The sequence below is a fragment of the Methylomonas sp. PHL2-19 genome (genome assembly GCF_059331595.1).
Window position 1 is genome coordinate 13,811 of record NZ_CP196842.1, and the last position, 23,174, is coordinate 36,984.

Annotated in this window: 23 protein-coding genes, 3 pseudogenes and 1 other annotated feature; of the genes and pseudogenes, 7 read left to right on the forward strand and 19 right to left on the reverse strand. The window is 53.2% G+C overall.

All coding sequences use genetic code 11. The annotated features are described in order from the left end of the window. Positions 1 to 3 precede the first annotated feature (3 nt). Entirely contained in the window at positions 4 to 636 is a 633-nt protein-coding gene (locus tag ACR02O_RS23370; RefSeq protein ID WP_494523514.1) for a Uma2 family endonuclease, read from the forward strand. Between the two features lie 165 nt (positions 637 to 801). On the opposite strand, the gene ACR02O_RS23375 is transcribed toward ACR02O_RS23370, so the two are convergent. After that, entirely contained in the window at positions 802 to 1,050 is a 249-nt protein-coding gene (locus ACR02O_RS23375) for a hypothetical protein (protein WP_140911878.1), read from the reverse strand. Between the two features lie 189 nt (positions 1,051 to 1,239). Between ACR02O_RS23375 and ACR02O_RS23380 the strand changes: the two genes are divergently transcribed. Beyond that, entirely contained in the window at positions 1,240 to 1,566 is a 327-nt protein-coding gene (locus ACR02O_RS23380) for a hypothetical protein (protein WP_140911879.1), read from the forward strand. A gap of 337 nt (positions 1,567 to 1,903) precedes the next feature. Here ACR02O_RS23380 and ACR02O_RS23385 read toward each other — a convergent pair whose 3' ends face one another. The 8 genes and pseudogenes from ACR02O_RS23385 to ACR02O_RS23420 form a co-directional block, all read right to left on the reverse strand. Beyond that, complete coding sequence (locus ACR02O_RS23385; RefSeq protein WP_444512365.1) at positions 1,904 to 2,224, reverse strand: type II toxin-antitoxin system RelE/ParE family toxin; 321 nt, start codon at positions 2,222 to 2,224, stop codon at positions 1,904 to 1,906. Further along, on the reverse strand, positions 2,221 to 2,472 hold the full coding sequence (locus tag ACR02O_RS23390; RefSeq protein ID WP_064023802.1) for a type II toxin-antitoxin system ParD family antitoxin: 252 nt from the start codon (positions 2,470 to 2,472) through the stop codon (positions 2,221 to 2,223). The genes ACR02O_RS23385 and ACR02O_RS23390 overlap by 4 nt, the downstream gene beginning before the upstream one ends. Before the next feature lie 245 nt (positions 2,473 to 2,717). Then, positions 2,718 to 3,518 (reverse strand): retropepsin-like aspartic protease family protein, encoded by an 801-nt coding sequence (locus ACR02O_RS23395; RefSeq protein WP_064023801.1) that lies wholly within the window; start codon positions 3,516 to 3,518, stop codon positions 2,718 to 2,720. A gap of 9 nt (positions 3,519 to 3,527) precedes the next feature. After that, on the reverse strand, positions 3,528 to 3,932 hold the full coding sequence (locus ACR02O_RS23400; protein ID WP_494523515.1) for a DUF6794 domain-containing protein: 405 nt from the start codon (positions 3,930 to 3,932) through the stop codon (positions 3,528 to 3,530). Positions 3,933 to 4,115: 183 nt separating this feature from the next. Beyond that, positions 4,116 to 5,590, reverse strand: a pseudogene (locus ACR02O_RS23405) (class I SAM-dependent DNA methyltransferase). Between the two features lie 10 nt (positions 5,591 to 5,600). Beyond that, the gene (locus tag ACR02O_RS23410) at positions 5,601 to 5,954 is read right to left on the reverse strand and encodes a type II toxin-antitoxin system VapC family toxin (protein ID WP_064023800.1); all 354 of its coding nucleotides are present in this window, start codon (positions 5,952 to 5,954) and stop codon (positions 5,601 to 5,603) included. Beyond that, complete coding sequence (locus ACR02O_RS23415) at positions 5,941 to 6,177, reverse strand: ribbon-helix-helix domain-containing protein (protein WP_064023799.1); 237 nt, start codon at positions 6,175 to 6,177, stop codon at positions 5,941 to 5,943. Before ACR02O_RS23415 ends, ACR02O_RS23410 begins: the two co-directional genes overlap by 14 nt. Positions 6,178 to 6,439: 262 nt before the next feature. After that, positions 6,440 to 6,613 (reverse strand): annotated as a pseudogene (locus tag ACR02O_RS23420) (ExeA family protein); the annotation flags it as partial. 221 nt (positions 6,614 to 6,834) lie between these two features. On the opposite strand from ACR02O_RS23420, the gene ACR02O_RS23425 reads away from it, so the two are divergent. The 3 genes from ACR02O_RS23425 to ACR02O_RS23435 are packed head-to-tail and all read left to right on the forward strand — an operon-like array spanning position 6,835 to position 8,374. Then, a complete protein-coding gene (locus ACR02O_RS23425) occupies positions 6,835 to 7,128 on the forward strand; it encodes a CopG family ribbon-helix-helix protein (protein ID WP_444512367.1) in 294 nt (97 codons plus the stop codon). Then, positions 7,116 to 7,406 (forward strand): type II toxin-antitoxin system RelE/ParE family toxin, encoded by a 291-nt coding sequence (locus ACR02O_RS23430; RefSeq protein ID WP_444512368.1) that lies wholly within the window; start codon positions 7,116 to 7,118, stop codon positions 7,404 to 7,406. The genes ACR02O_RS23425 and ACR02O_RS23430 overlap by 13 nt, the downstream gene beginning before the upstream one ends. Next, positions 7,406 to 8,374: a tyrosine-type recombinase/integrase gene (locus tag ACR02O_RS23435; RefSeq protein WP_444512369.1), complete on the forward strand. Its 969-nt coding sequence runs from the start codon at positions 7,406 to 7,408 to the stop codon at positions 8,372 to 8,374. Before ACR02O_RS23430 ends, ACR02O_RS23435 begins: the two co-directional genes overlap by 1 nt. 106 nt (positions 8,375 to 8,480) lie before the next feature. Here the strand turns inward: ACR02O_RS23435 and ACR02O_RS23440 are convergent, their stop codons facing one another. The 9 genes from ACR02O_RS23440 to hsdR form a co-directional block, all read right to left on the reverse strand. Next, positions 8,481 to 9,215 (reverse strand): hypothetical protein, encoded by a 735-nt coding sequence (locus tag ACR02O_RS23440; protein WP_444512370.1) that lies wholly within the window; start codon positions 9,213 to 9,215, stop codon positions 8,481 to 8,483. Further along, entirely contained in the window at positions 9,212 to 10,414 is a 1,203-nt protein-coding gene (locus ACR02O_RS23445) for a nucleotidyltransferase domain-containing protein (RefSeq protein WP_444512371.1), read from the reverse strand. The genes ACR02O_RS23440 and ACR02O_RS23445 overlap by 4 nt, the downstream gene beginning before the upstream one ends. After that, positions 10,411 to 11,451 (reverse strand): CBASS cGAMP-activated phospholipase, encoded by a 1,041-nt coding sequence (locus ACR02O_RS23450; protein WP_444512372.1) that lies wholly within the window; start codon positions 11,449 to 11,451, stop codon positions 10,411 to 10,413. The genes ACR02O_RS23445 and ACR02O_RS23450 overlap by 4 nt, the downstream gene beginning before the upstream one ends. A gap of 145 nt (positions 11,452 to 11,596) precedes the next feature. Next, positions 11,597 to 12,151, reverse strand: coding sequence for a hypothetical protein (locus tag ACR02O_RS23455; RefSeq protein ID WP_444512373.1), 555 nt, complete (start codon positions 12,149 to 12,151; stop codon positions 11,597 to 11,599). A 19-nt stretch (positions 12,152 to 12,170) separates the two neighbouring features. Next, a complete protein-coding gene (locus ACR02O_RS23460; protein WP_494523516.1) occupies positions 12,171 to 12,902 on the reverse strand; it encodes a hypothetical protein in 732 nt (243 codons plus the stop codon). A 265-nt stretch (positions 12,903 to 13,167) separates the two neighbouring features. Next, complete coding sequence (locus ACR02O_RS23465; protein ID WP_444512376.1) at positions 13,168 to 14,880, reverse strand: restriction endonuclease subunit S; 1,713 nt, start codon at positions 14,878 to 14,880, stop codon at positions 13,168 to 13,170. Next, positions 14,877 to 15,902 (reverse strand): PDDEXK nuclease domain-containing protein, encoded by a 1,026-nt coding sequence (locus tag ACR02O_RS23470; protein WP_444512377.1) that lies wholly within the window; start codon positions 15,900 to 15,902, stop codon positions 14,877 to 14,879. The genes ACR02O_RS23465 and ACR02O_RS23470 overlap by 4 nt, the downstream gene beginning before the upstream one ends. Continuing rightward, the gene (locus tag ACR02O_RS23475) at positions 15,899 to 17,356 is read right to left on the reverse strand and encodes a class I SAM-dependent DNA methyltransferase (RefSeq protein WP_444512378.1); all 1,458 of its coding nucleotides are present in this window, start codon (positions 17,354 to 17,356) and stop codon (positions 15,899 to 15,901) included. Before ACR02O_RS23475 ends, ACR02O_RS23470 begins: the two co-directional genes overlap by 4 nt. A 3-nt stretch (positions 17,357 to 17,359) precedes the next feature. Beyond that, positions 17,360 to 19,834 carry an EcoAI/FtnUII family type I restriction enzme subunit R gene (gene hsdR / locus ACR02O_RS23480; RefSeq protein WP_444512379.1) on the reverse strand — a complete coding sequence of 825 codons (2,475 nt, stop codon included), beginning with the start codon at positions 19,832 to 19,834 and terminating at the stop codon, positions 17,360 to 17,362. A gap of 454 nt (positions 19,835 to 20,288) precedes the next feature. On the opposite strand from hsdR, the gene ACR02O_RS23485 reads away from it, so the two are divergent. Beyond that, the gene (locus ACR02O_RS23485) at positions 20,289 to 20,462 is read left to right on the forward strand and encodes a transposase (RefSeq protein WP_444512381.1); all 174 of its coding nucleotides are present in this window, start codon (positions 20,289 to 20,291) and stop codon (positions 20,460 to 20,462) included. Positions 20,463 to 20,613: 151 nt separating this feature from the next. Further along, the gene (locus ACR02O_RS23490) at positions 20,614 to 20,982 is read left to right on the forward strand and encodes an IS3 family transposase (RefSeq protein WP_444512382.1); all 369 of its coding nucleotides are present in this window, start codon (positions 20,614 to 20,616) and stop codon (positions 20,980 to 20,982) included. A gap of 346 nt (positions 20,983 to 21,328) precedes the next feature. Here the strand turns inward: ACR02O_RS23490 and ACR02O_RS23495 are convergent. Next, positions 21,329 to 22,557 (reverse strand): annotated as a pseudogene (locus ACR02O_RS23495) (IS3 family transposase). After that, positions 22,157 to 22,273, reverse strand: a sequence feature (AL1L pseudoknot). (Overlaps the previous pseudogene by 117 nt.) Positions 22,558 to 23,174 lie beyond the last annotated feature (617 nt).

The window sequence follows — 23,174 nt, forward strand, 5'->3', positions numbered from 1 at the left end:
AGCATGAACACACACTCTCCACACTCTACGGAACCAGCGATGACGTTACAATCCAGCGAGTCTTTCATGACCGAGGCGCAATACCTCGCGAGCGAGCGCGTGTCCGAAACTAAACACGAATATCTCGATGGCCGGGTTCTGGCCATGGCCGGCGCGAATCACAACCATTCGCGGATTTCAGCCAACGTGCTTGGCGAGTTTCGCAGTCATTTAAAAGGCCGGCCTTGCGAGGCGTTCATGGCCGATACCAAGGTGAAAGCCGGCCAGAACTACTTTTATCCGGATGTCGTAGTGGATTGTACGAATGCGGCCGGCGATGCGGATTTTCTAACGTCGCCCCTGCTGATTGTCGAAGTGCTATCGAATTCGACTCGTAAAATCGATACCACTAAAAAGTTGCTTTACTACATCAATATTCCAGCACTTGAGGAATATGTGCTGATCGAACAGGATATCGTCTCGATCATCGTGATGCGCCGGAAACGCGACTGGCGTTCGGAGTATTATTATCTGGGGGATCACGTCACGTTCGATTCGATTCAACTGACCTTGTCCGTGGAAGCGATTTACGAGCGCGTGGACAATGACGATCTAATACAATTTGAACAGGCGAAGTTTGATACCGATCATCAATAGTCGCCTTCGATTTTAGCTCCTGAATAAGGGGCTTTTTTTTCAATTCGAAGGGTTTTGTTTGTTGGGCTATGCAAATGACCGATACTTTAAATCTGTGCTGTATATAGTCCACAACGAACTAAAGCTGCCATTGTTAGAGAAATTGAACGCCGCCTGCATTAGTTACTAACCGCTCAACAAATTCCAGTTATTCGGCAAGGCTACTGCAGTTATTACAATAAAATTGTCGGTGTGAGGCATGTATATGGCAATGCAGTGAGGGTACCCGTCCGGCATTTCTGCCAACATAATGAACTCGGTAAGAAAAATGGCCTTGATAGGCTCGACTGTTTTGTATTGAAAATGTTTTTTCTCGATTGCTGCATCGTTATATTCGTTAAAAATGGCATCAAGGAATCGTTCTGTCGGAATCAACTCTGCTCTCCTATAAGTCGGCCGGGACAATCCAAAGCCTTGGATAACAGTGCATACTAAAAACAAAAAAATGCAACACAGAACCAAAATAGTGGTCATAGCCACATAACAATACTCAACAACGACCGTCGCTACCACGCCGGTTGATTCGCTTCGGGGCTAGGCGGAATACAAGGCGCTCATATGCACGTGAAAAAACATGAAACGTTTACCATCCCCAAAAAACCCTTTATTTGTCTTGGATTGCTACTGATTGGCAGTCAGGCAGGTGTCTATCTGGCTGAAGACTTTTTAATGAAAAATAACCATCTTATTGGGTATATCGTAATTTTCATTCTTGGATATGGTTGCCTGGTTTTCGCCATGATTTTTTACAAGCTATACCATGTTACATGTCCAAGTTGTCTTGGAAAGACGATAACAAAAAATTCAAGAAAAGAAGTTCCAGACAGTTGGAGCGCATACTGTCGCAAATGCAATGTGCTTTGGGATTTAGGTATTGCCAATGGTGACTAAATCGCCGGACGATTAATATTCAGAAAACGGAGATTCGCCGGCTTGAATACGATGAAGATGGTTGCATTTTCGAGTAGAAAATCGATAGTTATAGTATCCCTCGGCGCTCCTTATCGTTTCCTCAAACAACGCATCAATCTTGTCTCGCACTACCCTTCTACGTCGCCATTGCTCTTTGCCTGGAAATGAAAGAACCGAATTTAGGATCAATTCTTCCAACGCTGGCCAGCGCCTAAAGGCCAGAAAAATTTTTTGTCGGCTTTCGGCTTTCGGCTTTTTTTCCGAATCCTGTTGCTACAGATTTTGAGCATAGCTCTGACGACAATCCACCGAACTATCACTCCTCGTTGAGAAGTATCATAGGCACATTCCTAGCACTGTGTAAAACTCGCAGGACGTCAATATGGTTTTCCCGTTCGAGATAAAATACCAAGTGTTTTTCAAACCCTTCAACTGGCCAAAAACGTAAACCGCTCAGCATGGGTAGGTGGGCATACCGCCGCGAACCAATCCCAGGTTGTTCGCGAATGCGATCAAAAGTTTGCTGTGTGGCCTCCAGAAAGCGCAGCGCCGCGTGGGGGTTGTCGCGGGCGATATAATCCGCCAAAGCGTCGATTTCTGCGTCGGCCAACGGGCGGACACGAACGGGTTTTGTCATTGCCCCGGATGCTTCTGCTGGAGAGCCTCGCGTTTAGCCTTCCAATAGGCATCATCAACGGCAACGGCGGGGCCGGATTCCAAGCCTTCCGCCATGAGCGCGACAATCCGTAGCTCAGCCTGTTGAACCTGATCCTTACGAATCAAGGTGCGGACATACTCGCTGGAGGTGCTATAACCGTGTTCTTGCACCTGTTCATCAACAAATTCCTTCAGGGGTTCGGGGAGGGAAATATTCATCGTGGCCATTGTTCGACCTTAGTAATGGATTCTGTTGCCGATCATGGCAAACTTTGCCAAATGAGTCCAGCAAAAGTCTGTCACCCAGCCAGTCGACTGGCTGGCTCTCCGCCTGATTTAATTTGCAGTTAAAGTGGACCCACAGAAATGGATTGATGGCCTGAGCGAATAAATCCAAGCTAATTTGCATTTAATTTGAGCCGAAATCGGCGATATATTTGAGTTCGATCATTTTTCATTGCGAGCCGTTACATTTAGTGGTCGCTATACGTCGTCGTGCAAACTTGTTGCGCGTTGCAATTTACCGTCTTTTTCACCTTGGTCACTCGCTTAATTTCAGGTGTTGCAATCGGTTGCTCGACGGCCAGTGTGGCCGGTCGAATTGGGACCGGGGACATAACAGGCGCCCTGACTATTTGTTCCGGTGAAGAACCATTGGCCACCAGCGTCATCCTGTTATGGCTTTGGGTAATGGTGAAATATTTCAAGGTGTTCATGCCAACTAAGACTTCATCCAGATGCTGGTTGATCGTCGCATCGAGATTTCTGATTTCCGCATTGCCAATTTTCAGGCTATTGATTTGGGTCAGCCGATCAATCACCTGTCCACCCGCGGTATTGCTATTAATGGGCCTGCCGACCGGTAGATCAGCGGCATCGGCAAAGCGCGCTGGAATGGAGGTCATGGTCGCGCCGGTATCGATCAAAAAAGGCATCGGCACATTATTGATCAACACGGTTCCCCGGAAATGTCCTTGTCGATCGGCCGCTATTTCAAGCCCCCCAGAAATAGGCATAGCAACCGGAGTGTTCCCCGTCGGAATTGAAATAGTCGGCGATACTGGATGGTGTGCGGCTCGCAGCCTTAGAAGCTTATCGGTGCCCAACCAGAGGCTGAAAAGTATCATGGCCGGCGTTAAGAGGTATTTTAAGTTCCCAGAAGACCGGTTGGTCGGTGGTGGACGGTGTCGGCGCAAATTGTCGAAGTCAGAAACGTTTGCTTTTGATGCCGCCTGATGTCTTTCCCAGTAATAGTCTCGATCTTGTATGCCCATAATACGTCCTTAAGGCTGTAACGCCCGCCATAATGTGCCGATAACCCGACAAGAAGCTTCATCTGAAGAATGAGTCCCGCACGCAGCGAGCAAATAACTGTCCGCCTGATGCAACCAAGCATTCCGGATCAGTAGACCAAGACTAAAATGGAGGTCACACAAATCCTGCTCGGTCATTGCCGCGATAGTTCGTTTATCTTCCTCACGCAAAATCAATAGCAATCTCTCAATCGCATCGGAAAGTGTAGTGGGCTGGCTGTCCAGTTTAACTTTGAAAGCTGACCAAGTGAAAACCGATTGGAACGATCCCAGCAGTAGTGGCAAGTTAAATTTTTTAGATGCATGTTGCCGCAAATTCCTCTCGGCTGCTCCGATGCAAGTCACAATCTGAGGAATGACCACGGTACTTGCCAAGCGACACCATTAAAAATGCCCACCTTTCAGGTACTACTGCAAAATCACCAAAGAGGCAGCCAAAGCGAAAGAAGGTACCCGACTTGGCAATACTGGCAGCATTTGCAGCTTTGATTATGCCAAGCCGGGTAAATCATTAGCTGAGAAATGGCTGGCATTTTTATCCACGACGTCAGGTAACCATTAACCCAACACCCCGGCAATCTCCCGAAAACAAGCCAACCCAGCCTCCACATTGTCGATAATCTCGGCGGCGATGTCGTCCGGTTCCGGCAGATTATCCAGGTCGGCCAGCGATTTATCCTTGAGCCAGAAAATGTCCAGACTGGTCTTATCCCGCGCCAGAACTTGCTCGTAGCTGAACTTGCGCCAGCGGCCTTCGGGGTTATTTTGTTCGTGCCAGGTTTCGCTGCGCTGGTGGCGGTTGGCCGGGTTGTAGCAGGCGATAAAATCCTGCAAATCCTCAAACCGCAGCGGCTTCTTTTTCAGGGTGTGATGAATATTGGTGCGGTAATCGTAGTACCAGATTTCCTTGGTCCATGGGTTGGGGCTGGCCTCGCGGTTATCGAAGAAAAGCACGTTCGCCTTGACGCCGTTGGCGTAGAAAATGCCGGTCGGCAGCCGCAAAATGGTGTGTAGATCGGTATTCTGCATCAGCTTTTTGCGCACCAACTCGCCGGCGCCGCCTTCGAACAACACGTTCTCCGGCACCACCACCGCCGCGCGGCCACTGATTTTCAGCAGGCTGCGAATGTGCTGCACAAAATTAAGCTGCTTGTTGGATGTGGTTGCCCAAAAATCCTGGCGGTTATAAGTCAGATCGTCCTTTTCCTGCTCGCCTTCCTCGTTGGTAAAAGTCATGCTGCTTTTCTTACCAAACGGCGGATTAGCCAGCACGTAATCGACGGCTTCTGCCGGTGGCGCCACCAAGGCATCGTTGGATGAAATGGCGCTATTGCCGTCGATCTCGCCGATGTTATGCAAAAACATATTCATCAAGCACATGCGGCGGGTGTTGGCGACGATTTCGTTACCGTAAAAGGTTTCGTGTTTTAAGAATGCCAACTTCTTTTTATCCAGCGGGTAGTTGGCTTTTAAAAAGTCATAGGCCGCCAAAAAGAAACCACCGGTGCCGCAGGCCGGGTCGGCAATCGACTTACCCGGCTCGGGCCGCACACATTCCACCATCGCCTTGATCAAAGCCCGTGGCGCAAAGTATTGGCCGGCGCCGGATTTGGTATCTTCGGCATTCTTTTCCAGCAAACCCTCGTAGATGGTGCCTTTGGTATCCGCACCCATCACCACCCAATCGGTATCGTTGACCATATCGATCAAACGCGACAACTTGGCCGGGTCCTGAATCTTGTTTTGCGCCTTGGTGAAGATTTGCCCCAACATACCCGGCTGATTACCCAGCTCGCGCAGCAGCACCACATAATGGCCTTCCAGCGCCGCGCCCTTTTTGGCTTTCAGGCTTTGCCAGTTGTATTCGGCGGGAATGCCGACATTGCGGTTATGCGGTGGCCGGCTGTATTCGTCAGCCATTTTCAAAAGATCAGATAGGTCAGCTGTTCCAGATAATCGCCATACCCCACGCCGTCGTCGCGCAGGGTGGTACAAAAACTCCAGACTTTGGAAACAATGGATTCGGCGTTCATAAAAGTGACTTTACAGTCTGGCGGCTAGTTTTTTGTCCAGTGTCAACAACTGGAGGCCGTGTGTTTGCGCGGTTGCGGCGATAATGGCGTCAGGCAATTTGACGCGATGAAACTGCCGGAACTCAATGGTGCTATCCTCAATAGCCCGACTAACGGCGAGATAGGTCATCGGTTCCAATAATTGCCTGATAAACGCCGCTTCTACATCCGTCAAATCAGGAAAGCTCAGCAACTCCATGCGTGTAATCGCACTGTAAGCGCAGCTTGGTGAATCGATACCCGCCAATCTGGCAATTGCGTCTGGGTTGCCTATAAGCAAACCTATGATGATATTGGTATCCAGCAAATAGCTAAGACCATTCATCGCGCATCGCCTGTTGAATAGCGAGCGGGTCGCCTTTGAATGAGGGCGAATCCGCCAAAACACCGGCAAAATCGGTTAGTAGGCGGGGACTCGCCTTTACGTCTTGCTGCTGTTGATAGCTTTGCGCCAGCCTTTTCAGCAATTGACCCACGCTAAGGTGTTCATTACCCGCCAGTTCATTTAAAACCGCCGCCGTTTCGTCGTCTAATTCTATGGTTTTCATGCTTTAAACCTCGGCTAAAATTATTTTGTTACTGACGGATTGTATCGCTTCGCGCAATGACAGGCCTTCACCGACGTCTAATTGTAGCGGCTTGCAATCGAAAACCCACAAACCAGCAATCAGCGCAATTTTCGACCGGAATTAACTGCAACTGACGGGCGCTCAAACCGAGATTATTTGCAACTGAACCTGCAATCGTTGTCGCAAACCTGCAATCATCCGCCGTAAACCAGGATTATTTGCAACTGAAACCCTAGCGAAATCAGATCGGTAATCCAGCCAAGCGCATGCGATCCAGTAACTCGCTGGCACGAACCGGATCAAGTTGGTTAGCGAACAGCGCTTTGATTTCAGCAGGTTTGGCGTCGAAGTTCTGCACCAATTCCCGTAGACCATAGCCTTGCCGGGTGATAGTGGCCTCCATATCGTCCAAATGCTCGCCATGGGTCGACCTCATTAATGGACTCTGCGTTCGATCATGGCAAATTTTGCCAAAGCCGTCCAGTAAAATCCGGCCTCTTATCTCGACCAAATTCGAACCCATTTACTATTGATAACATATTTTATCAATAGTAATATACCAACAAAAATCCCGTGAGCTGAGCGACATTGACACTTGGTGTTACTCGGTGTAAATAAGTGGCATGAGGTGCCACCATGAAACAAACTGACACAACTTCAAAGACCATCAGCACCGGCATCAAGCTGGACGAAACTCTTCATGCTCGACTGAAGCTACTGAGCCAGGCCAAAGACCGAACGCCTCACTGGCTGATGAAGGCCGCCATCGAGGAATATGTCGAACGCGAAGAAGCGTATGAGCGTGAAAAGCGCGAAGACATGGAGCGTTGGCAGAAATACCAACAAACCGGCCATGCCATACCGAATGAAGCCGTCGATGCCTGGCTCTCAACCTGGGGAAGCGAAAGTGAGCTATCGTGTCCCAAATAGTCTGGCTTCCCGACGCCTTGATGGATGTCGAGCGCTTGCGGGCATTCCTTCAAGAAAAGAATCCAAAGGCTGCCGCGCGCGCCGGGCAAACCTTACGTGATGGCGCAAGGTATCTTGCCGGCTTTCCCGAAGTCGGGCGACCGATGAATGATGGATCAGAGCGTCGAGAACTGTTTTTACCTTTCGGTGCGGGAGCCTATGTTCTGCGCTACCGGATTGATGGCGAGATCATCGTCATTATTCGGGTTTGGCATAGCAAAGAAATGAGGGAGATTTAATGGCGGAATCTGATAAAGCGGTCGCTGTTTCTTCCACGGGCAACCGGCTCCTAACCGCCGAAGACTTTCGTCGGCTCTCCGACGTGCCGCCCGAAATCGAATGGTTCGCCAATCTGACCAATCCGCAAACCCGCCGCGCGTACCAAAATGCCGTTGAAGACTTCATGCGTTTCGCTGGCATCCAACGGCCAGAAGAATTCCGCGACGTGGCCCGAGCGCATGTCATCGCCTGGCGGGATGATTTGGGTAACCGGGTTTTGAACGGTACCACCATTCGGCACCGGTTATCGGCTTTGTCGTCCTTGTTCGATTATCTGTGCGATCGCAACGCCGTCACCCATAACCCGGTTAAAGGTGTCAAACGACCCAAAGTCGATAGCGGCGAAGGCCGGACACCGGCACTTGGCGACCACCAAGCCCGCGAACTTTTGTATGCGCCCGAAGGCGATACGCTAAAAAACAAGCGAGACCGTGCCATCCTGGCGACACTGCTCTATCACGCTTTACGCCGTGACGAGCTGTGCAAACTCAAGGTCAAAGACTTCAAACATGAGCGGCGCGGCGTGCCGCATTTAAAAGTCTCCGGCAAAGGCGGCAAAACCCGCTATGTGCCGCTCCACCCTGCGGCAAGCGCTTTGGTGCATGACTATCTTGAACTGGCGGGACATGCGGCAGATGAAAACGGCGCCCTGTTTCGCCCGGTCAGCCACAACACGAAAGACAATGGCGGCAAGTCGATTACCGCCGATGGCGTCTATAAAATAGTGCGGACCTATTCGGCACAGCTTGGCTTTGAAATCGGCGCGCATTCATTACGGGCCACAGCCGCTACCAATGCACTTGATCACCAAGCGGACATCGCCAAGGTCCAGGAATGGCTGGGCCACGCCAATATCTCAACAACCCGCATTTACGATCACCGGAAAACCAGGCCAGAGGATAGTCCAACGTTTAAGGTGAGTTATTGAATATAAATCAGGTTCGATATTCGTCATGCTCTCCGGATCAGTCCATCGAGGAATTTCCCACAACATCGCTACGCTTTCGATCACGGTCGTAGTGGTACGGTCTCCGTTACAAATCCTTTTGCCTGTTCAGAAGCCGAAGGAGCTGCAACCGCATCGAATTTGAAAAAGTGAGTTCATGATTTTCAAACTGTTTGAAGCAAAGACTAAATATCGCGATGAAATCCCCGAGCAGTGATTGCTGGTTATGGGTCTGATGCAACGCCAACAGCGCTGGGCCATGACACGCTCTGACTCTCAAGCCGCTGCCGCAGGGACAGTTATGATGTCCGCGATACCCGTGCTCTAGGAGGAAACTGATAACATTTAGTGCGGACAGTGAGTCGCGCAGGCCGAGCGTATCAATATAGTACCGCAGGATACCCTCATATCCATGGGCCGCTTCGTCGAAAGGATGCCGCCCGTGCTTCTTGAAGAAGCAGTAACCATAGAGATACGGGATAACCAGGCGGTTCACGAACCCGAGCAGCGTGGGATTCTCAAGGAAGATACTCCGCTGCTCGACGGGCACGGCTAGACAGAGTGTGCCGTTTGGGTTGCGGTGATCGTAATCGGTCCCGATACGGCCCGCGATTTCCCTCGCACACGGCATCGCTTCGGGAAAATCGTACGGAATGGTCAACTCGATCTCGAAGGACTCCGTGATGGTCTCAAGTCCGTCCGCAGACGCCTCGAATCGCAGAAGGCCGCATACAGCAATACTATCATCGCCTTCAACAACGACCCTGAGTCCCTTGTGGATTGCAATCAGCTCGTCGATTTGCGACCGCAAATCGTCCGTCACTCTTCCCTCCACGGCTTCGCGGGGCTGGAGATAATAATACGTGGCGGCGCATCGAGCGCTGCAGGTGGTGGGATCAGAAGATCAAAGTGCGCCGCGACCGCAGCCGTTCCTAATGTACGTCCAAGATGCTCTTTGAGCAGGCGAGGATTGGACTCGTCTGGAGTATTGAGTAGGTCCTTCTGGAGTGCATCCACCCAACCGAAGAAGGCCCGAGCACGGGCGTGGTTATCTTCATGCCAGCGGTCCGCGAAATTCTCCGCAGGATTGACGGGATTGCCGATATACCAGGTTCCGTCAGGTTGACGCTGGATCAGACCCATCGTGGCCAGAGAGACGTCGACGGCTCGATTCTCAACGAGCGCGGCGTGTCCCTGAAGTTTTCGGACGATGCTTGACAAAGCGGAATACACATCCAGTTCGTTGCTGTAAAGATGTGCCGCCAGCGTCGTGATGATGATGGAAATCGGACCGTAGGCGACACGGTTTTCATGATTGAATCGCAAATCCCGGTGGCGTTTCATGAGCTGAATCGCGCGTTGGAGCGGTGTGCGGACCAACTGGTCCGGTACGCTGTCGATGCTCGCGAACACCAGAGACGCACGACGCTGAATCTCCTGTTTTTGCTCCCGCAGGACGTGGTTGAATGCGACGGCATTCTTACTGTCGAACCATGATCCATAACCACGGGGGTCGCTGGCCGACCATGTATAAGAGTCTTCGTTTTTGTTGGTGATCGCAATCGGCGTGCTGAGAAGACCGCGATGCTCTGGGATTGCCGGCAAAACATCAAGGTGAAACCCCACACCTTCTTGCTCGGCATATTCGAGCGTCCAGCAACGCCGCCCTTCCGGATCAAGTAGACGCTTGTACGTTCCATGTTCCCGCAGCCTATCGCCGACCATGGTTTTGATGACTTGCGGCGTTGTCTGGTTCTTCTCAATAGGAAGCTCGCTGACAAGATCAATGTCATAACTCGCCTCAATGCCATCACGGATCGGCCGTGTTACTGTTCCAAGACGAAACGATCCCTGGACACAGATACTCAGCTCGCCTTGGCAGCCAGGGTACTCGCCGCCTTCAAGCCAGCGTCCCACAGCCTCATACCGGTCTACCGCGTCCCTGTACTTGCCCGGCGGGATGTCGATCTCGCTAGCAACCTGTTCCAGAAATTTTGAATACTTCTTGATATCTATACTCATGCGGATAACCTCTCTTTCGATATTCCATCCGGCTCCTGATCAAACCCGTAAACCGGCGTAAATAATTCCGCCGGTTGGCTAAAAAACACGGGATCGAGAACCGGGTGCCGATCGCGTGCAAAGGAATATCCCAACCCCTTGAGGTCTTGAATGACGCGTGTGTCATCCATTTTGTAGGCGCTGTATGGAACCGTATGATTGATCCGGTGGATGGCCGTACGCTCGTGCTCATGCCCGGTCAGCAACTTGGCGATACCCATTGCGCCATGGGACTGGCCATCCATAAAGAGCTTGATAACCTTTGAGCCGAGGGTCCCAATCCCAGCCCATTTGCGGATTGTGTAGGTCTCCTCCAGGCAGCCGAGACTAAGAACTTGGAGCGAGTCGCCCGGCCAACCAAGCATCGTTATGGCTTCGACGACGGCCAATGCCGTGGGATTGTTCGCCCACGTCCCTCCGTCGGTCAGGCCAACAGCGTGTTGCGTGACGTGCTGGCGGAAATAAGTCGGAGCGGCAGCTGTCGCCATTGCGGCATCGACCGCGAGGGATTTGTAGTCGTTGCGAAGACGAGGGTGATGCGCGGTCTTATAGATGTAGACTGACCTGGCTACTGGATTCCAGGCAGGGACAAGCAGTCTTGTCGCGGCATCGCCGATGCGCTTGCTACCTAACGTGTCGGTTAGTACCTGCCGTAACGGACCCGAATCATGTTTGTTCAAGACTAGCTGGCGGCCAAGGCGGAGCTTATCGAGAATGAAGTCTGTCCACGTGCCGCGCCCCTGCCCGAATATTTCCGGGCCTCGCCTCTCGTAGAGATCGAGAAGATCGGCAGCGCGTAACCCCATTGCCAGGCCGATGGCAATGATCCCGCCGGTCGATGTGCCGGCAATCAGATCAAAATACGATCCGATTGGACGCCCTTCCAGATGCTGCTCAAGCCCCGCAAGAAAGGCTGCGGGAAAAGTACCGAGGATCCCGCCTCCGTCGATACACAGGATGCGGCGCATTGGCGCTTGCTGAAGCTCTTCTTTGCTCATATCCGGCTTCTCTGGTTCATGATCCGAGGTGTTTTGGCATCCTGTTTGGATACAGGCAGGATTCTGGTTTCATCATCATCGTCGGTCGGCTCCTGTTTTTGTGTTATCTCGTTAAGTTAACGGGATGAACGAGAGTTTAAAAAAATTATCTAATTCGAAAATACACGAATTCGACTCCACCCGAGTCGGCCACGTCCTCACGGCGAAGAAGGAATCCCTGCTCCCAAAGCTGTTTGAACTTCGTACTTGCGTTGGCGATCGACATATCCGGAGTGGTCGCTGCGAACTCTGCTGCTCTTGTCCGCTCTCGTTCCAATGCGAAATTGAACGCACTAAGCGCACCCTGACTAGGGACGGTCCCAATTGTGCTGCCGTTCCCTCCTTCCCACACCATAATCGGCTGGCCTTTCCGTTGAGCAGCTGCGTCCCAGTTCTCCAGCATATCCTGATCGCAAAGGTCAATGAAGCAAAATCCCTTCTTGGCGCGATAGCGCCGAGCCAATTCCACAATCGTTTCAGATGCGAACGAAATGTCAACCCGTCGCACCTGATCCAGCGACACCTGGAAAATCAACTTGCCAGGATTGGCCTCAACGAAGTCAATTAGCTTTTGGTAGACCTTACGGCCTTGATCCCGGCCCCATCCCTCCTGGGTATCCATGAAATCACGAAGCTTTATTGTGGCTGAGTTCTCGTTCATTGAACACAGTAAACCAGATTTATCCTGTCTCGTCAAGCTTGAACGTGAAGCAGATGTGCGTTCCCCAAATTAGAGGGAGACCCGTGTAGCAGTAAGCCGTATTTGGCTTATAGCCTTCCTTGCCTGGGGTGAGGAGAACACGGACTGTTGGCAGCCTGACATCGAGCTCCCCGTTATACTTCATGGCTTTTGCTGCGCTACCTTTAAGACCACATCCACGATCTGCGCCGTGTCGGGATATACCCTGTCGGAATATCTCTACCAGCAAATCTATATCGGATAGCCTTTCTAGGCCAGGGCATTCCATCTTCAAGGCGGGTCTCAACGTGTCCATGATGCCAAGGCCACTATCAGAAACCGCGATCTTCACCGTTTGTCCCTTGGAATAGACCTGAAGAGCGGCATATCCGTCGAGTATGGTGCTACTGTGCGAGAAAATGTTGTCAATAAGTTCAGCGAATATGGTCCAAGTAGCATCAGCCAGCTCTTTCCCATCTGATCTATTGTTGCATGCGCCTTTTATTGCATCGCTAAGCCTTGATGGTAGCTCGTTGTCCCTAGCTTTCGGGCTGATACTGGCAATTTCGACTAGTCCAGGATTTGTACCCCCATATAGCGCCGCACCGGAGAAAGCAGGCCGAGCCGGTAACACCTCTATACCTTTGGACAAATGATCGAAAAAGCCCATTCTGTCAAGGTAGCCCATAGTGCCCGCTTCGCCTTCTTCGAAGTCGAGGCGCACGCGACGCATGGAGCAATCCAATTGATTGAGCAACGACAAGAGCCTAGTCGCGCTGTCGACCATGATTTTGCAGCCGGCCGGGAAGCGAAAATGCACTTCGAAGATGCCGTTTCCATGCGGGGCGCAACCGCTGCGTAGTGTAGTTTCGAGGACTGAAGCATTAATCCACTTCGACGGAAAGTCGATTTCGCATATCACGTTTCCGGAGCCTCCGCTCTCTGATCATGACTAATCTCGATCCCGTTTGGCTGGCCTCCGCAAGCTGTCTTGGAAGTCACGCAGCCGCCCCCAAATCTAGGGCCAAGGCCTCGTGCAGCAAGGCTTCCAAAAGGCGGCGGTTATCCGATTCCGTGATGGTCAGTTGAGCGTCCAATTGGTCACAGAGAGTCATCAATTCATCGACTTTGGCGACGATGCGGTGTTGCTCGGCGAGGGGGGGAATAGGGATTGGAAGTGGCTTTAAGTTTGCCGCCTTAATTCCCTTAGCTGTCATTCCAGTCGCTTTTGCATCAATGATTGCCTGCATCAGGTCGCTCATCAATGCGAACATCAAATACTTGGTGTTGATTTCTGCATATGGCTGAAAGCAAATCGCACGTTGTGCCAACGCAAATGGCTCTGAAATGTCGTTTAGACAAACATTTGCCATCGGGGCCTCTGTAGTGAAGAACAGATCACCTATTTTAGGGAAACCGCGTGTCATCCACACCTTGAAGGTATCCTCCGAAATATATTCTCTCGGCTCTCTATTAAGATACCCCATTCGAATGTTTTTCGCGGTGATAAGCGGAATACCCTCGTTCGTTTTGGGAGGGGTATTTCCGCGATAGTCTATGAACAAAAACAGGTTCTCGAACGACTGAACCGACCATCCGGCTGGTAGTTCCAATGGAAATTGATACGGGTCTGGGGCGGGCTCGAATCTGATCCGTGCGTCGCCTGTTTCGCGTTTCTTATCCGCTTTGCAGGCTTGAATCCTCTTCAATAACTCACTCGCCGGCTCATCATTCGGGTCTTGCGGCACAAGTTTCCCGCGCACCGCCAGGTTGAGGATAGTCTGGCGCAGCTGCTTGATATGAGCTGGGCGGGTGGTAAGGCGAGGAAGGTGGTTGAAGGTGAAGCGGGCGTCCTCGCGGAAGGCTTCGTCGTCATCGGCTGGCTGGTTTAGCCGTTGCAAGCTGGCCGCCACGAGGCGGTCGCGGCGTTGCTCGCGGTCTTTTTTCGCCGCTTCCAATTGGTCGCAGAGGGCCATCAACTCATCGACTTTGGCAACGATGCGGTGTTGTTCGGCGAGGGGGGGAAGGGGGGCAACAGTAGATCGCAGATTGTTTTGCGTGATTTGATTTATTGTCGTCGTGTTCACTTCAGCAATCACTTGTCGAAACAAAGCGGAGCAGATGAAGTGGTAAAGGTAGCGATTCGCCTCACTTCGATAGATTGCCATGAAGGCACCAAACGCGGCCGGCTCCTCCAGACCTTCAATAACAGCAACTTTCCCAACAAGAGCGCGACTTCCATTCCGTGCGCAAATTAGCAAGTCACCCTGCTGCACCATAACGCTCTGCTTGGGTTCCGTCTTGACTCGCACGAGATCGGACAAATCGAGTCTCCCATTCTGGATATTGCTTGAACGCAGCACTGGAGTGCCTTCTTGAGAAATATCGTGTGGCGAATACGTCAGTCCGATGTTAGTTTCGCCAATATTCCCAAGACGTTCCCATACCCATCCAGACGGCAGTTCAAATGGCACGGCATCCCCTGTTATCGGCGGGAGCGGCTTGTCTTTCCTAATCTCGCCAGTTTTAACAAGTAACGTTCTTCCAACCACGAGCCGCTTCAGCCACTCCCCCGCCGGCTCATCATTCGGGTCTTGCTCCACCAGTTTGCCGCGCACGGCCAGGTCGAGGATAAAGCGACGCAGACGCGGAATGGCGTCCGGGGCTTCGCTGATGCGGTCGAAATGTTCGAGAAGCTGGGCAGGGTTCATGCGTGGCCTCCGTCTGTCTCATCGGGGCCGTCGGCCTGTGCGTTCTGGAGGTAGAATTCATGCAGCTTGGCTTGGAGTAGCGCCTTGGCCGGCAATTGAGTCTGGTATTCGGCGATTAGGGCCGGCGACAAGCTGCGGCTGAGGGCATATTCCACGACTTCGTCGTCCTTGCTGGCACAGAGCAGGACGCCGATGGCGGGGTGCTCGTGGGGCTTCTTGACGTCGCGGTCCAAGGCTTCGAGGTAGAAATCGAGCTTGCCCAGATATTCCGGCTCGAACCTTCCGACCTTCAATTCAATGGCGACCAGGCAATTCAGGCCGCGATGGAAGAACAGCAAATCCAGCGCAAAATCCCGCCCGCCGACTTGCAACGGATATTGGCTACCGACAAAGCAGAAATCGCGGCCCAGCTCGATCAGAAAATCTTTCAGTCTGTGCAACAAGCCTTGGTGCAAGTCCGCTTCGGCATGGCCTTGTGGCAGGTCCAGAAACTCCACCAGATAGCTGTCCTTGAAGACGTTCAGTGCATCAGGGTGCGTTTGTCTCACCGGCGGTGAGACTTTGACCGGATGCAGGACGGTACGCTCGAACAGGGCCCCCTTGAACTGGCGTTCCAGTTCGCGCTTGCTCCATTGTTCGCGGATGGCCTGCCGCAGGTAAAACTCGCGCTCTTCCGGTCGCTTGCCCTGACTGAGGATGATGAGGTTATGGGTCCACGGCAATTGTCTCACCAATGGTGAGACTTTCTCATCGTCTCGATAGGCCTCGTAAAATTGGCGCATCCGGAACAGATTGGGCCGGGTAAAACCGCGTAACCCGGGCTGCGTTTTGGCGATGTGCTCGGCCAATTGGGTGACCACGCCGTCTCCCCATTCGGCCTGCTCGATTTTTCGGCTAATAATCTGGCCGACCTGCCAATAAAGGTCGATCAGCGCCGTGTTGACCGTTTGCAGCGCCCGTTGCCGTGCGGCGACGATCAGCTGGGTGATTTCCGTGAAATCCGTGGGCGTGATCAAGGTCATCGCAACAGCGCCTCGGCCAGTATCCCTTTGAGCTGGTCCCGCAATTGGGCGGTCTTCAACTCGTCCTGTTCCAGCTTGGCGAGAATTTCGCGCGGGTCGCCGTGGTCATCAATGACGGTATGCGGGTTTTTGAAGTCGAGGTTGTAATTGCGGGCCTTGACCTCGTCGATGGTGACCTTCCAGGCGGCTTCCGTTTGCTGCCGGTCCTTGCGCCCTGCCCCGCCCCACCAATCCACACAGCCTTGCAGGTGCTCGACCCGGATCGGCTTGGTCATGGAATAGGCTTTTTGACCTTCCGGCACACGGTGCTCGTAGAACCAGATGTCTTGGGTGGGCTCCCCCTTCTCAAAGAACAGGAGGTTCGTGCCGATGCTGGCATATGGTTTAAAGACGCTGTTGGGTAGCCGCACGATGGTGTGCAGATTGCACTCTTCCAGCAAATGTTCCTTGAGGCGGGTTTTCACACCCTCGCCAAACAGCGAACCGTCAGGCAAGACGATCGCGGCACGGCCGCCGGGCTTCAGCAGGCGGATGAACAGTGCCAGGAACAGGTCTGCGGTTTCCTTGGTGCGGAAATGCGCCGGAAAGTTGGATTCGATGCCGTCTTCCTCGCGGCCGCCGAAAGGCGGATTGGTGAGGATGATGTCCACCCGATCAGATTGGCCGTAGCTGATGTAAGGCCGTGCCAGGGTATTATCATGGCGAACGAAGCTCGGGTCTTCGATGCCATGCAACAGCATATTGGTGACACACAGCATGTGCGGCAGCTGCTTCTTCTCGACCGCCCGCAAGCTGGCTTGCAGGGTCTGTTCGTCCTCGACCTTCTTCACATAGCGGTCACGCATGTGGCGGATCGAACAGGTCAGAAAACCGCCGGTACCGCAGGAGGGATCAAAGATGGTTTCACCCGGCTTGGGGTCAATGCGATCCACCATGAAAGCTGTGACGGCACGCGGGGTGTAATACTCACCGGCGTTGCCGGCGCTTTGCAGGTCGTTGAGCAATTGTTCGTAAATGTCGCCGAAATGCTTACGCTCAGACAGGTCGTTGAAGTCAACCGCGTTGATCTTGTTAATCACCTGCCGCATGAGCTGGCCGGATTTCATGTAGTTGTAGGCATCTTCGAAGACGCTTCGCACCACGCGGCTACGGTTGGCCGTCGTGGAGGTGATCGGCAATTCCTTGAGCTGCGGGAAGAGTTCGGTATTGATGAAGCTCAACAGCTCTTCACCGGTGATGCCTTCCGGGTCAGCCGCCCAGCTCCGCCATTGCAGTTCCTCGGGTATGGGCGAACGGTAATGGTCCTGCATCACTTCCAGCTGCTGGTCCTGATCGTCGATGATCTTGAGGAAGAACATCCAGCAAAGCTGGGAGAGACGTTGCGCGTCACCATCCACGCCGACGTCCTGGCGCATGATGTCTTGAATGGATTTGACGGTATTTCTGGCCGACATAGATTAAGAAACTTCCTGATAGAGAGCGGTTTGCAATTCGTGAACAGCGCTTTCGAAACTGGTTTTGGAGCCGAATTCCTTGATCAGCTGGATTGGCGTACCCATGGCATTAAAAGGCGGGATTTCCAGGATGCGGACGTTATCGAGGCCAGCAACAATGCCTTCGTCTTGATATTTTGCCAGCAGTTCTTCGAGCACGGCACGGGCTTGTGGCCCGTACTTCGTGAACACGTCCTGCTTGCGGACATTGTTCGCGCGGTCACGCCGGGTCAGCGGCGGTTGATCGAACGCGATATGGCAAATCAGGTCGAAGGGATCGAGGTCCTTGCCGACTTCGTCGAGCAGTGGCTCCAGTAGCAACCCCTCCTCCGCCAATTCCTCAATGATGGCGTCCTTGCGCTCGGCTGATTTCCAGCGCCGCAAGAACTGATCAAGGCTCGCATAATGTTCCCGGATGGTCTTGCGGCTGTAGTCGCGCAAGGATTCCGTCACCAGTTTGCCGTTCTCGTCGAGATATTCGATCCGTTCGGTCAGTACCTTAACGGGTTTACCCTTGATATAAAACTTAGCGGGCTGATCCTTGCCGGCGGGCGGCAGGGTAATATCGGGCGGTTCGTCCACCACGGTTTCGTCATCGCCCGGTTCATCTGGGATCGGATCATCCCCTTCTTCAAGCGGCGGCGGAACATTCTCCGGCGGCGTGACAGGATCGCCCTCGCCCGGCTCGTAAATCTGCACGGGTTCACCGTCAAAATCGGGATCGGCAAAATGGTTGGTGGCTTTACGGAAGTCGACCAAGGTGAAGTAATATTTCTTCGTATCTTCGTGGACACGGGTGCCACGCCCCACAATCTGCTTGAATTCGGTCATGGAGCCGATTTCACGATCGAGCACGATGAGCCGGCAGGTCTGGGCATCCACCCCCGTGGACAGCAAGCGTGACGTCGTGACCACGACCGGATAGGTCGTTTCCGGATCAATGAAATTGCCGATTTGATCCGTCCCTTCCTTGTCGTTGCCGGTAATCCGCATGACATAGCGGGCATTTTGCTGAACCAGGTCTTGGTTTTCGTTGATGAAGGCCTGGCGCATGCGGGCGGCGTGCTCGGTGTCCACGCAGAAAACGATAGTCTTCTGGAAACGGTCGCCGCTTTGCTTCAAGTAGTCCGAGACCCACTTCGCAACGCGGCGCGTGCGCGCGTCGATCACCAGATTCTTATCAAAATCCTTCTGGTTATAAATGCGGTCTTCGATCTCATGGCCATATTCATCCGTTTCACCGGCTTGGGGGCGGTAGCCTTCGACATCCACATCCAGATGCACTTTGATGACCTTGTAAGGCGCCAGAAAGCCGTCGCGGATGCCTTGCTTCAATGAATAGGTATAAACCGGCGGGCCGAAATAATGGATGTTAGACACATACTCGGTTTCCTTCGGCGTCGCCGTGAGACCAATCTGCGTGGCGCTCGAAAAATGATCAAGGATTTCTCGCCAGGCGGAATCCTCGGCGGCGCTGCCGCGATGACATTCATCGATGACAATTAGATCAAAGAAACCCGGCGAGAATTCGCGGAAGAGTTTCTGCCGCTCCTCAGGCCCCGTGATGGCTTGATAGAGGCCGAGGTAAATTTCATAGGACGTGTCAATCCGGCGGACCTGATCAATCGCGGTCGTCAGGGTTTCCACGCTGCCGTCCGCGCGTTCGATGGTCTTGGCGTTCGTGCTGAGCTTGGCCATGGCGGGGCCAAAAGGGCGAAAATCGTTCACCATGGTCTGGTCGATCAGCACATTCCGGTCCGCCAAAAACAGGATGCGTTTCTTCTGCTTGGCTTTCCAAAGACGCCAGATTATTTGAAACGCCGTGTAGGTCTTACCGGTACCGGTCGCCATAACCAGCAAGATACGATTCTGCCCTTTGCTGATGGCCTCGATCGCGGCATTGATGGCATTACGTTGGTAATAGCGCGGCTCCTTGCCGCTGCCATCGTCGTAGTAGGGCTGAAGAATGATCTTTTCTTGCTCGGCGGCCAGGCCCTTCCAGGCGCAGTATTGGGCCCATAGTGTCGCCGGGCTAGGAAAGGCATTGAGCGCGAGGTCGGTTTCCTGCTGTGGACTTAGGCCCGTGCGGTCATGAAAGACAAAACCGTCACCATTAGAGGTAAAGACAAAGGGAATATCCAGTGTGACGGCATAGTCTAACGCTTGCTGCATGCCGTCACCAATGGCGCAGTTATTGTCCTTGGCTTCTATTAGAGCGATCGGAAGGTGCTGGTAGTAGAGTACATAGTCGGCCCGCTTGGCTTTACCCCGCGTGACCAGTTTCCCCCGCACGATAATCCGGCCTTTGGTGAATTCCTTCCCCTTCCGGAAGAAAACCTCCCGTCGCACCTGCGCGTCTTCGTCCCATCCAGCTTGGATGAGTGCAGGCGTGATGTACTTGGCGCAGATATCCGATTCACTCAGGGCTTTTTTGCTCATAATCCCTTCTTAGCATTACTCTGTTGTGGCAGTCGTGCGCCGCGAACTCCAGGCGGTTTAAGTTAAGCGCTCACGCTGAGCGGATCATTGCGTATTGTTACAACAACTACAATCAGTTGTCGCTCAAAACCTGCATTGTAGACTATCGAGGGCCGAATAGCTCACGGCTGATCACTGTGCAAGACCAACCGCCGTTTTAGCGCAGCCGTTTTGGGTCTCATCCTCTCGGGTGATCGTGCCAAGCTCTGCCTGAAATGGGTCAAGGCTTTGCTGGCTTATGGCCAGCAGGTTTTCCGCCTTCAATTTCCCCCCACGTTGGGCAGGGTTGGCGGAATCTAGCCGAAGCGGGCCGCCCATCAACCCCCTGCCCGCTCCCTTCGTCGCTGCGCGACTCCCGTGTTGGGGGTGTGACAGCCGGCCTCATCGCTTCGTCTGGGCTTCCTTCGCCCCCGCCGTGGGGGTCAAACTGCAAGTGGTGAAGATGATCCAGGAGCAAGGGCTGACGGTGGCTCAGGCTTGCCAGGAACTCAAACTTGGAGAGACGGCGGTACGTCGCTGGCTGAAGCAAGTGCAAGCCGAACAATCCGGTCAAGCCGGTATCGGCAAGCCGTTAACGCCTGATCAATAGCGGATACGGCAGTTGGAGCAGGAGAATCGACAACTACGTTCGGACAATGAACTGCTAAAAAAGGCTTCGGCCCTCTTTGCCAGGGAACTGCGATGAAACGTCAAGTGATTCAACAGTTAACCGCAGAGAGGGCCATGACGGTGCGGCAGGCTTGTCAATTAGGGGTGTCGTCAGCCGTTCGGGCTTCTATGCCGCCAGGCAGCGCACCCGGCAAGCGCCGGTGGTGTGCGGCACACGCGTCCGGCTACGCAGTGTATTCGAAGCGACGGGGCGTAGCTATGGCAGTCGCCGCCTGCGCCAGGAACTGGCGGCAGAAGGTATCGAGCTCGGCAGGTATCGCGTGCGCCGTCTGATGAAGGAACTCCAGCTCAAGCCGATCTGGAAACCCAAGTTCGTCCATACCACCGACAGTAACCATCACCTGCCGGTGTACGAGAATGTGCTGGATCGCCAGTTTGAGCAAGCCGAAGCTAACCGGGCCTGGGTCTCGGACATCAGTGTGCCGCAGCAAGCGGCGTAAGAGATGAGGGTAGGCCCCTCGCCATCGGCTTGCAGGAGCAGGTGGCAAACCACCGTAAGCGGCGTGCGTCAAAAGCGCAGGTCGTGAGCGTTACGGAAAAGGCGTCTTGAGGCGTGAGGTATGGATCAACGAAGGCGAACAACCGTGAACTGCCGTTCAAGTGTCGAAACTACTCAGATGACATCAAAACCGGGGAGTTATGTTGCTCCGGGATTAGGAAAGGCGGCACCTGCTTACGGCCTTTGCGGTGTCCGGCATAGAGGCAGCGCGAGCGTGATCCGAGCTCTTACGTTGAACTGCGGGAACCTGAATCGCCCCGGGAATCTCGGAGGCTGTTGGTTGTGAGTCACGCCGCCATGACGGACTCGGAAAATTGCCGATAATAATTTGCTTCGGCTTCAGCGGGGGGGATATTACCAATCGAACCTAACAGCCGTCGATGATTAAACCAATCAACCCAGGTCAAGGTCGCCAGTTCGACGGCTTCGCGGTTCTTCCAGGATTGCTTGCGAATCAGCTCGGCTTTGTACAAACCATTGATGGTTTCGGCCAAAGCATTGTCATAAGAGTCTCCCACGCTGCCCACCGAAGCCTCAACGCCAGCCTCGGCTAAGCGTTCCGTATAGCGGATCGAAACGTACTGAACGCCGCGGTCGCTGTGGTGAATCAAGCCGCCATCGCGCAGGGGTTGCCGCTCATGAAGCGCCTGCTCCAGTGCGTCCAGCACAAAGTCAGTATGCGCGGAAGACGACACTTTCCAGCCGACGATGTAGCGGGCAAACACATCGATCACGAAGGCCACGTAAACAAAGCCCTGCCAGGTCTTGACATAGGTGAAGTCCGCTACCCACAAGGCATTCGGCTGCTCGGCGCTGAATTGCCGATTAACGCGATCCAAGGGGCAAGCCGCATCAGCGTCGCTGATCGTGGTCTTGATGGTTTTGCCGCGCCGGACGCCTTTCAGCCCCAGGCGGCGCATCAGGCGTTCCACGGTACAACGGGCCACGGCTAAGCCCTCGCGCTGTAACTGAATCCAGACTTTACGCGCGCCGTAGTTTTGGAAGCTTTCCTCCCAGACGCGGCGAATTTGTTGACTCAACGCCTCGTCCTGCTTGGCTCGGGTAGAGCGTAACTCAGGATTGGCTTGGCGCGCCGCATGTAAGTAATACGTCGACGGGGCAATCGGCAATACCTTGCAGATCGGCTCGACCCCATAGACGACGCGATGATCGTCAATGAACGCGTTTATCGTTTGGACGGGCGGTCGAGCTCCGCCTGAGCAAAATACGCCGACGCCTTACGCAGAATCTCGTTGGCCTGGCGTAATTCGCGGACTTCGCGCTCCAACTCCTTGATCCGTTCCGATTCGTTCCCGGGCGGCTCTTTAGGTTTTGCGCTGACCGTTTGCGACAGCCGAAGCCAACGACGTAACGTCTCAGCTGTACAGCCAAACTACGCTGAAATCGATTGAATCGCGGCCCATTCCGACGGGTATTCGTCTTGATGCTCCCGCACCATACGAACGGCTCTTTCTCGAACTTCCGATGAATAATGCTTGGTAGTTTTCTCTTTCATTGCTCCATTCTCTCAAAGGTTGGAGCCTCCGTGAAAACCGGGGCGATTCAGTTTTGGTTTACTGCAGTTGTGTAGCGTCCGTCCCAATTTTGACTCAGCAACCCCGTCTTTCGCTCAAGCACGCGTGATTGGCTGATTCCCGCGGTTGCTCTGGCTTCCGTACGTTTGTAGACATAAATACAAAATAATTTATTCAGTGTTTCACTGAAATAATTAACTATTACGAAGAACAACTACTGATTATTATCCTTATCAGCAGTAGCCTCATTAAACCTTGATTTATTTGTGTAGTCTTATAACTAAGTGAATATCAACAAAATTTTGCAGCCCTCCCCCGTTTTAACGACCAATCTAGCTCCGGTTACTCCGAATAAATGCGACAGTCCTCTTATCTGCCCCCTACCTATTCCATGACAGTCCGTCAAATATGTCGCCGCAAGCCGCACGGAGCCAGAGAGCGGTGCTGCATTAGGTTTTGATATTGACACCTATTCGATCGGCTAATTTGAAAAGTATGGCGTAGGCTTCGGCGTCGCCCAACAAGCTACGTGAATTCCTTTCCGACTTAATAGGAATGCAGTTACCAAAATCCACGACAGCGCGTGTGGAATCGGCTT